Here is a 7,287-nt window from a genome sequence, read left to right on the forward strand (position 1 = left end):
CACCCTCCACAAGAACCCATTTCAGCCGCCGCGCGTCCGGCGCAGCGTGTCGGAAGGCGCCTCGCCGAACCGAGCGCGATAGGCGGCGGCGAAGCGCCCGAAATGGGCGAAGCCGCACATCAGCGCCACGTCGCTCACGCTCGTCGCCGCATCCGGCTCCGAGAGCCGTTCGCGCGCGCGCCCGAGGCGGATCTCGGTCAGCACTGTCCGCGGCGCGCAGCCGCGCTGCGTCTGGAAGGCCAGTTGCAGCGCGCGGACGCCGACGCCCAACGCCGCGCCGATCGCCGCGACTGTCAGCGGCTCGTCGGAGTGGACGCGCATGAAAGCCACGGCCTCGCGCACCCGCGCCGCGTCGACCGACGCCTCGCGCGCCTTCGGCGACGCGTCGAAGCCGTCGAGCGCGTCGAAGTAGTCGGCAAACAGCGCCTCGGTCGCAGCGAGCGCGCGCGGGCGGCGTAGCGCGCTGTCGGGGCGGTCATGCTCGCCGAGAAACCAGCGCAGATGCGCCGCGAAGGCGCGCATGACGGGATCGACGGCGGAGGCCAGCCCCGACTCGCGCGCGCCGAGGCGGCGCGGCGCCGGGGCGGCGCGGCGCCGGGGCGAGCACGATCGCGGCCGCATAGGCGCCGCCGGCGGCGGGTGGGACGACTTCCGTGCGCCGGGGCCCCTCTCGCAGATAAAGCGTTTCGTCGGCGCGGGCGTCGAGGGCCCGGCCCCGGGCCTCGGTCCGGATGGCGCCGCGCAGCGGCGCGATGAACGACACCCGGTCGGGTTCGGCCAGCGCGATCTCGTGCCCGCTCGAGCGCACGCGCCCGATCGCGAGAGCGCCGAGCGCGAGCGTCGTCACATGCAGGGTCTGAGGCGCGCGCCCGGTGAAGCAGAAGGCGTCGACCCGCGCAAGCAGTTCGCCGACGCCGATGCGCGCGCCGCTCGACGGTGTCCATCTGATTGCGGTCGCCATCGCCAGCGTCCTCCCAAGCTGGCGAAGCGTGACGCATGCGGCGCCGCAAGCGAACGCCTGACGCGCGACCCGCGCGCACTTTCCCGGCTCGCGGAGGGGTCAGCGAACCGATATACGAAGCATGTCTTTCGCGCCGGGAGCGGTCGGAATGGCTCTGGAACAGTTCGAGGTGACGGCCGCCGCGCCCGTGCTGGAGCGCGCCTCCCTCGCCGACCGGGTGGAGCGGTTCGACTTCGCAGACCGGCGCCGCGGCGTCGCGCGCTGGTCGGTCCTGCGCATCGGCGCGGTGGTGATCTCGGAGATCGAGAGCACCGGGCACCGGATCTGCGACAGCGCGGAGCACGGCCTCACGCTGTTCGCGCCGAGTGTGGGGGCGCTCTCGATCACGTCGGGCCGAAGCTGCCTCGGCGGCGGCGCGGGCGAGGTCTTGGGATTCTGGACCGGCCGTCGCGAGAGCGTCGTGCGCGCCGCCGAAGGCGGCTGGTTCCGCGGCCTGGGCGTCCGGGTCGCGACGGCGCCGCGCCACTCCGGCGCGCCCGCGCGCTTGGGCGACGCCGCCGGCGCGCGGGCGCTGTTTTGCTTCGCGCGCGAGGCGATGGACGCCGCCCGCGGCGCGCGCGGCATGTTCCAACGTCCGCGCGCCCGCGCCGCCGCCGAGGCGCTCATTCTCGACGCGGTCGACGCCCTCGGCGAGGGAATGGCGGACTCCGCAGTCCGCGAGGACGCCATCCCGAGCCGGCGCATCCGGCAGGCGGAGGAGTTCATCCGCGCCAACGCCGACGAGCCGCTGACCGTCGAGGCTATCGCGCACGCCGTGGGCGTCGGTCCGCGCAGCCTGCAGGCGGCGTTCCGCCGGACCCTCGACACCACGCCGAGGGCGATGCTCGCCGGAGTGCGGCTCCAGCGCGTGCATGCGCTTCTCGCCGATCCCGCGGCGCAGACCACCGTCACCGAGGTCGCGGACGCCTGCGGCTTCGCCCATCTGGGGCGCTTCGCGCGGGTCTATCGCATGCGCTTCGGGGAAGCGCCGTCGCAGACGCGGCGCAGGGCGCTGGGCCGCGTCTGACACGGCGCGCTTCGCCGTCGCCCGCTCTCGGACGGGCGCGCGCCAGAGCGCCGAGCGCGCCGAGGCCGCCCAGCAGCAGCCACGCCGCGGCGGCCTGAGGCGCATCGGAGAGAGACGCGCGACCCGCGCTCTCCCCAAGCCCGCGATTCGCTTGGAGGACAGCCCTGCGCGCAACGGATAGCGCGCAGGGCGCTTTCTTGGCACCACCGCTTACGGGCGGCGCGCATCGCGTCGCCGCAACGACCGGGAGACGTCATCATGCGCCGCACGCTTTTCGTCGCCGCATCCACCCTCGCCATCGCGACCGCCGCCGCGGCCCAGGACCAGGCCGCGCAAGAGGCCGCCGAGGCGCTCGGCGGCGCGATCGGCGGGCTGATCGCCCTCGCCATGGTGATCGTCGTCGGCGCGGTCGTCGGCTGGGTCGCGAGCCTGATCGTAAAGGGGACCGGCTCAGGCCTGCTCCTCAACATCCTCATCGGCATCGCTGGCTCCTTCCTCGCCGGCTGGCTCCTGCCGGCGCTCGGCGTCGCCATGCCGGGCGGCGTCGTGGGGGCGCTGGCCGCCGCCGTGGTCGGCGCCGTCATCCTGCTGCTGCTGATCCGGCTCATCCGCCGGGTCTGAGCCCGGCGCAAAAAACTCGCCCGCAAGGGCGCCCGAGAAAGGACTCTCATGCCGCACGCCGCGCTGACCTGCGCCCGCTCCGTCGCCCTCGCTGCGGCGCTCTGCGCGACGGGGCTCGCCGCTTCGGCGGCGCCGCTCGTCGAGCCGCTCGACGCCTGCTTCTTCGCGCCGCCCGACGACCCGGCCCTGCCGCGCCCGAGCTGCGGCTATGTCGTGACGCCCGAGAACCCCGACCACCCCGACGGCGCGCAGGTGAGGCTCGGCTTCATGCGGCTCGCCTCCCGCGCGGCCGAGCCCGCGACGCCGCTCTTCATGCTCGCCGGGGGGCCGGGCCAGAGCCTGATCGCAGCCGAGACGCTGATGCTGTTCGCCGAGGGCTTCCTCGGGCCGATCCTTGAGTCGCGCGACGTGGTGATCCTCGACCAGCGCGGCGCGCCCAACAGCCTCCCCATGCTCGACTGCCCCGCGATGTACGGCTTTCCGTGGCTTGCCCACGAACGCGGGCTCGACGAGGCGCAGACGCTCGAGGCCGGGCGTGACCTCCTCGCCGCCTGCGCCGCCGACGCGCGCGCCGCCGGGATTGACCTCGCGCAATATGACAGCGTGCGCATCGCGGCGGATGTCGACGCCGCGCGGCAGGCGCTCGGCTACGCGCGGATCGTCTATTACGGCGCGTCCTACGGCGCGCAACTCGGCCAGCACGTCATGCGGGACTTCCCCGCCATGCTTGAGGCGGTGATCCTCGACGGCGCCAATTCGCTGTCGCGCAGAAGTTGGGTGGAGGACCGCGTGCGCGACGTGCAGGACGCGACCGACGCGCTGGCCGCGCTCTGCGAGGCGGACGCGAAATGCGCCGAAGCCTACGACATTCCCGCGATGCTCGACCGCGCGATGGCGCTGTTCGACGCGGGGCCGATCGAGACGCGCTACGCCGACCCCGACGACCCGGCCACCGTGATCCCCGTCACGCTGAACGAGGCCGACCTAGCCTCGACGATCTTCGAGTTCCAGACCGGCCAGATCGCCATCCGGTCGCTGCCCGCCATCCTCTCGGCGATCCTCGCCGAGGGGCGGAGTTCGGTCGCCGCGATCCTCGGCGAGCTGAAGGGCGAGGCCATCCTCGCCTCGCGCGACGCGGCGAAAGGGTCTATGGCGATGCTGATGCACATGGCGGTGGTCTGCTCGGACGATCCTGTCCGCGCGCCCGAGGACATGCGGGTCGACCCCGGCGCGAGCCGCTACGCGCGCGCCTATGGCCGCTCGGTGCTCGAGGAGTACATCGAGTTCTGCCGCGCGGTGGACGTGCCGCCGCTGCCCGACAGCACCGATGTCGACGTCGCGACCGATGTTCCGACGCTGATCCTCGCCGGCCGGCTCGACGCCCGCACGCCCGCGCTGAGGAGCGAAATCGTCGCGCGGGCCCTGCCGCGCGCCGCTCTGGTCGTGTTTCCGGAAGGCACCCATGTCCAGCTCGGCGAGATCAATCTGTGCGCGGGAAGGATCGTGAAGGCCTTCCTGTCCGACCCCGCCGCGGCGCCCGACACCGGCTGCATCGCCGAGATGGCGCGTCGCGGCTTCGTTCTTCCGGATGGAGCCATCAGCGTCGAATAGAGGCGTGGGCCGCCCCGTCGACGCGCCGTCGCCTTGCGGACCGCCGGGGTTTTCGGCCAGCGTGAAGCGCGAAGAACGCGTGGCATGGCCCCTGCGGAGTGGCGGGACGGAATGGGGATAGAGGTCGACGCCCTGAAACGACGCCGCGCGCCGATGACCGAAGGGGCGCCCCGCGGGTCCGGCGCCCGTTGGCTTAAGCGCCCAAGGGGCGAAGCGCGGTGACGGGCGCGCGCATCCGACGCTTTTTCGGCCCGCTTGCGGGGCTGGCGCTCGTCGCGGCGCTCACTGCCCAATGCGCGGCGACGAATCCTGCCACACCTGAACCGCCCGCGCTCTTGCGACTGGTCGGGCCGGGGGGCGTCGAGGTCGAGGCCCTCGGCGACCGCGCGTCGGAAGTTCTCGCTCGGCGCTGCGTCGCCTGCCATGGCTGCTACGACGCGGCCTGCCAGCTCAAGCTCGTCTCTCATGAGGGGGCGCTGCGCGGCGGCGTCAAGGCGCAGGTCTATGACCAGAGCCGCCTCGCCGCCGCGCCGCCGACGCGCCTCGGCGTCGATGCGCGCACGACTGCGGAGTGGCGCGTGCTCGGCTTCCACCCGGTTCTGCCGGATGCGGATCGCCCTGATCCCGACGCCTCGGTCATGGCGCGGCTGATCGCACTCGCCCGCGCCAATCCGCCGGTCCCGGACGCGCCCCTGCCGGAGGCGCTGACGCTCGACACGCTCGCTGCGAGTTGCCCCGCGCCCGACGAGATCGCGGACCACGTGGAGGCCGCGCCGCATGGCGGCATGCCCTACGGCGCCGCGCCGCTGTCGGACTCGGAGTTTGAAACGCTGGCGACCTGGATCCTGGCGGGCGCGCCGCCGCCCACGCCCCGCGCCGCGCCGTCCCCCGCGATCGCCGCCCGCGTCGCTGCGTGGGAGCGCTTCTTGAACGGCGCGTCGCCGCGGGAACGCCTTGTCGCGCGCTACCTCTATGAGCACCTGTTCCACGCCAAGCTGCATCTCGACGGCGGCGCGCCCGACCGCTTCTTTCGCCTGATCCGCTCCGAGACGCCGACCGGCGAGGCGCCTTACGAGATCGCGACGCGCAGGCCCTGGGACGATCCCGGCCGCGCCTTCCACTATCGTCTCGCGCCGGCGGAGGAGGTTCCGGTCCACAAGGACCAGAACGTCTATGCGCTGTCGCCCGCGCGCATAGCGCGGCTTCGGGCGCTGTTTCTCGACCTCGCCTGGACTGTGGACAGCCCGCCCCCCTATGGCGAGGCGGCAGGTGCGAATCCATTCCTAACCTTCGCCGCGATCCCCGCCGACAGCCGCTACCGCTTCCTGCTCGACGACGCGCTGTTCTTCGTGCGCGGCTTCGTGCGCGGTCCGGTCTGTCATGGCCAGATCGCGACCAACGTCATCGAGGACCGCTTCTGGGTCGCGTTTCTCGACCCCGGCTGGGACCTCGCCGCGACCGATCTGGCCTTCCTGCGCGAGGCCGCCCCGCTGCTCAAGCTGGCAGCGGCGCAGACCGAAGGGCTGCTGTTCCAGCGGTTGCAGGCGATGGCGGGCGACGGGCAGGCCGCGTGGCTCGCCCTGCGCGACTCGCGCTACGCGGCGAGCCTGAAGCATGCCGGCGGGTTTCCCCTGGAGGCGCTCTGGACCGGCGACGAGGACGCGTTCCTGACCGTCGTGCGGCATTTCGACAACGCGGCGGCGCGGCGGGGGCTGATCGGCGACGACCCCGAGACGGCGTGGGTGATCGACTACCCGCTGTTCGAGCGCCTGCATTACGACCTCGTCGCGAGCTACGACGTGTTCGGCGACGTCGAGCACCAGCTGGCCACGCGGCTGTCGATGGACCACCTGCGCCGCGAGGGCGAGGACCTTTTCCTGAGCTTCCTGCCCCCCGAGGTCCGGCCTGCCTTGCACGACGCGTGGTATCGCGGCCCACTCGCCGATCTGCATGCGCCCTGGGCGGCCCGCCGCGCCGCCGACGCGCGCCCCGCCGCCATCGCCTACGACAGCGCACGGCCAATGCCCGAATTCCTCGCCGCATGGCGCGCCCGTGTTCCGCCTTCGGGAGACCTCAACCGCTGTTCGGCCCCATGCGGATCGGACGCCGCCGCGCGCGCCCTGTCGCGGATCGCTGGCGAGGGCGGGCCGTGGGTCGCCTTCCTGCCGGACCTCACCCTGCTCAGGTTGCGCCGCGCGGATGGTGGCGACGCGGTGTTCAGCCTGATCCGCGATAAGGCGCACGCGAACATCGCCCTGCTGCTCGGAGAAGCGCTGCGGCGCGAGCCCGAGGCCGACCGCCTCACAGTGGCCACAGGCGTGTTCGGCGCCTATCCGAACTTCCACTTCGACGTCGAGCAAAGCGACGTGGAAGCCTTTGTCGATGCGCTCTCGGCGATGCGGACGCCGCGGGACTGGATGACGCTCGTCGACCGCTTCGGCGTGCGCCGGTCGAGCACGCGCTTCTGGCCGACCCTCGACGCGATCAACGCCGCGTTGGCCGCGGCCGAACCGACGGTGCCGGGCCTCCTCGATCTGGGGCGATATCGCGACCCAAGAGCGGAGGATCGGCTGGAATGACGCGCGGCGGGAAGGAGGCGAGCGCTACGCGAGCGGACTTGCCGCCGTTGACAGCGGGTGCAGTTCCGTCGTCGGCGAACGCCGTGCAGTCTAACCGGATGTGTCACGAATGCGCGCCCTCTATGTAGGCCCTCCCGTATCGCACGCCCACTCCCGAGCGGCCGACGCCGGCGACATGTCCGGCGCTTGCGCGAACGGCTGTTCACCGCGCTCTATCGCATGCCTCGCGACCGGCTGGGAACCGTTACCCGCCACCTTTCCAGCGCGGCGGTCGGCGAGGATGATCGCACGCCCGCCGCCTGCGCGAACGGCAGACTACCGCGTTTGGCAGGGCGCCCCGCGACCGGCGGCTTTCGGGAGGGGCCGTCACTCGTCAGCTTTCGCGTCGAGCCCCTCACGCACGATCCGCATTCGTTCGGCGGGGTAGGGCTGCAGTATCCGCGCCGCCT

Annotated in this window: 7 protein-coding genes; 5 read left to right on the top strand and 2 right to left on the bottom strand. The window is 72.9% G+C overall.

The annotated features are described in order from the left end of the window. Nucleotides 1-21: 21 nt before the first annotated feature. Together BLW43_RS24630 and BLW43_RS24440 are read right to left on the bottom strand one after the other, a co-directional pair. Nucleotides 22-522: a helix-turn-helix transcriptional regulator gene (locus BLW43_RS24630; protein ID WP_175479023.1), complete on the bottom strand. Its 501-nt coding sequence runs from the start codon at nucleotides 520-522 to the stop codon at nucleotides 22-24. Further along, entirely contained in the window at nucleotides 476-961 is a 486-nt protein-coding gene (locus BLW43_RS24440) for a hypothetical protein (protein ID WP_175479024.1), read from the bottom strand. The genes BLW43_RS24630 and BLW43_RS24440 overlap by 47 nt, the downstream gene beginning before the upstream one ends. A 148-nt stretch (nucleotides 962-1,109) precedes the next feature. Here BLW43_RS24440 and BLW43_RS20110 point away from each other — a divergent pair, with 148 nt between their 5' ends. The 5 genes from BLW43_RS20110 to BLW43_RS24080 form a co-directional block, all read left to right on the top strand. After that, nucleotides 1,110-2,027 (top strand): helix-turn-helix transcriptional regulator, encoded by a 918-nt coding sequence (locus BLW43_RS20110; RefSeq protein ID WP_175479025.1) that lies wholly within the window; start codon nucleotides 1,110-1,112, stop codon nucleotides 2,025-2,027. 258 nt (nucleotides 2,028-2,285) lie between these two features. After that, the gene (locus BLW43_RS24445; protein WP_093256205.1) at nucleotides 2,286-2,648 is read left to right on the top strand and encodes a GlsB/YeaQ/YmgE family stress response membrane protein; all 363 of its coding nucleotides are present in this window, start codon (nucleotides 2,286-2,288) and stop codon (nucleotides 2,646-2,648) included. A gap of 48 nt (nucleotides 2,649-2,696) precedes the next feature. Beyond that, entirely contained in the window at nucleotides 2,697-4,259 is a 1,563-nt protein-coding gene (locus BLW43_RS20120) for an alpha/beta hydrolase (RefSeq protein ID WP_093256206.1), read from the top strand. 218 nt (nucleotides 4,260-4,477) lie between these two features. Beyond that, on the top strand, nucleotides 4,478-6,838 hold the full coding sequence (locus BLW43_RS20125) for a fatty acid cis/trans isomerase (RefSeq protein ID WP_093256208.1): 2,361 nt from the start codon (nucleotides 4,478-4,480) through the stop codon (nucleotides 6,836-6,838). A gap of 186 nt (nucleotides 6,839-7,024) precedes the next feature. Beyond that, nucleotides 7,025-7,287: hypothetical protein (locus tag BLW43_RS24080; RefSeq protein ID WP_217632254.1), on the top strand; the 263-nt coding region annotated here is incomplete at its 3' end.

Origin of the sequence: Rubrimonas cliftonensis (assembly GCF_900107585.1) — a bacterium.
In the GTDB taxonomy this organism is placed as follows: Bacteria; Pseudomonadota; Alphaproteobacteria; order Rhodobacterales; family Rhodobacteraceae; genus Rubrimonas; species Rubrimonas cliftonensis.